The sequence below is a fragment of the Desulfobacter latus genome (assembly GCF_013389365.1).
GTDB classification, from domain to species: Bacteria; Desulfobacterota; Desulfobacteria; order Desulfobacterales; family Desulfobacteraceae; genus Desulfobacter; species Desulfobacter latus.
This window is the reverse complement of sequence record NZ_JACADJ010000163.1, coordinates 1-1,241: the sequence shown is the minus strand read 5'-3', so window position 1 is coordinate 1,241 and position 1,241 is coordinate 1. Positions and strand designations below refer to the sequence as shown.

At 43.2% G+C, this 1,241-nt stretch carries 2 protein-coding genes and 1 pseudogene; 1 reads left to right on the top strand and 2 read right to left on the bottom strand.

The features are described from left to right. Nucleotides 1-335: pseudogene (locus tag HXW94_RS18765) on the bottom strand (hypothetical protein); the annotation flags it as partial. 211 nt (nucleotides 336-546) lie between these two features. Here HXW94_RS18765 and HXW94_RS18760 point away from each other — a divergent pair. After that, entirely contained in the window at nucleotides 547-717 is a 171-nt protein-coding gene (locus HXW94_RS18760) for a hypothetical protein (protein ID WP_178368413.1), read from the top strand. A 238-nt stretch (nucleotides 718-955) separates the two neighbouring features. Here the strand turns inward: HXW94_RS18760 and HXW94_RS20195 are convergent, their stop codons facing one another. Next, complete coding sequence (locus HXW94_RS20195; RefSeq protein ID WP_178368412.1) at nucleotides 956-1,150, bottom strand: type II toxin-antitoxin system HicA family toxin; 195 nt, start codon at nucleotides 1,148-1,150, stop codon at nucleotides 956-958. Between the last annotated feature and the right edge of the window lie 91 nt (nucleotides 1,151-1,241).

Here is a 1,241-nt window from a genome sequence, read left to right as displayed (position 1 = left end):
AGTAATTTATATATGGAAAATTTGCCTTTATCTTCCTGGAACTCGACCAACCACAGAAGAAGTTGTTGGTGTTCAAAGTGAAACAAAATCGGCATATCCAGTTCAAGGCTCTTGTCTGAAAGCGAATATTTTTTCGGCTCCTGGCGTACAAATTCAACGTTGATGACCTGCCCCCAGTTTTGTTCGGCCTCTGGAAATAACCAGGCCAAGGCTTCCTTCGGGAAATCTAAAAACAGGTTTTTAAAATTATGGTCGTGGGGATTCATATCCTGATTTTGTTTTATTGATGCGTTGTAATCAAACCCAAAAGTTTGCAGGGCGCGCCGGTTTTCCATTGGTGCCTTACTTCTCAGTTTCTGCCACAAAAAACAAGAGATTGAGCGCCTTGTACTGTAACTTTCAGTGCCTTCCGTGTTTTCCGTGGTTAATAAACACCGGAGAGGCTGTTTTTTAGATGAACCACGGAAAGCACGGAAATACACGGAATTCAGTACAAAAACTCAGAATTAGGCCCGAACCCATCATCTTTAAGGTGTTTCGTACAAGATGAAAGACAATTCTTTTACGGATATTTCTGATCCCCAAGCACTTCAGGAGGCGGCTCAGGAAATTCAGGAAAATATAGTACAGCAGAGAATCAACTATTGGATGGATCGATTTTTCAAAAAGGATAACAAAGCCATCGGCCCCGCCGGAAGAAGGCGGGCTTCAACCTAAAAAGTGTAGCTTAAAAAATGTCAAAATCAGTCTTGACATATGGAGGTGGAGGTCGCTTGGGTCATGGTGGGTCCTTGGTTTTTCGTGGTGTCAGGCTTGGCTTATGACGGTTTTGGGTATAGCTCCGCCCCTTCGGTTACAGGGGCAATGCTGTATCCGAAAAAGGGTGACCAAAAGATGATGTGTATCTATTCATGAGAGTTTGTAAATTAGATAAAACTACCTAGAGGGGGTGGTTTTAAAACTTTTTGGGCAATCCGGCTTGTTTGAGAACTGTATTTGCAGTATGTCTTGATTTAATGGAATTATCCACGACAAACCTAATAGCTGTGGCAGGGCTGTACCAGATTTCATGATCACCTTTACCCTGCCGTTCAAATGTACATCCATTCTCCCGCAGAAATTTTTTAAGATCTTTGGTATAATCCCCCATCAAACTGCTGCCCGCTGTGCAATCTCAAACCGCCGGGTAAAGACCTCAAAAGAGGTTTCCAGTCCAACATCCACACCATTGGCCTCAAGCA

What these genes read in the sequence shown, in the direction of transcription:
- HXW94_RS18760 (WP_178368413.1), top strand. Translation starts at nt 547, where the DNA reads ATGAAAGACAATTCTTTTACGGATATTTCTGATCCCCAAGCACTTCAG.
- HXW94_RS20195 (WP_178368412.1), bottom strand. Translation starts at nt 1,150, where the DNA reads ATGGGGGATTATACCAAAGATCTTAAAAAATTTCTGCGGGAGAATGGA.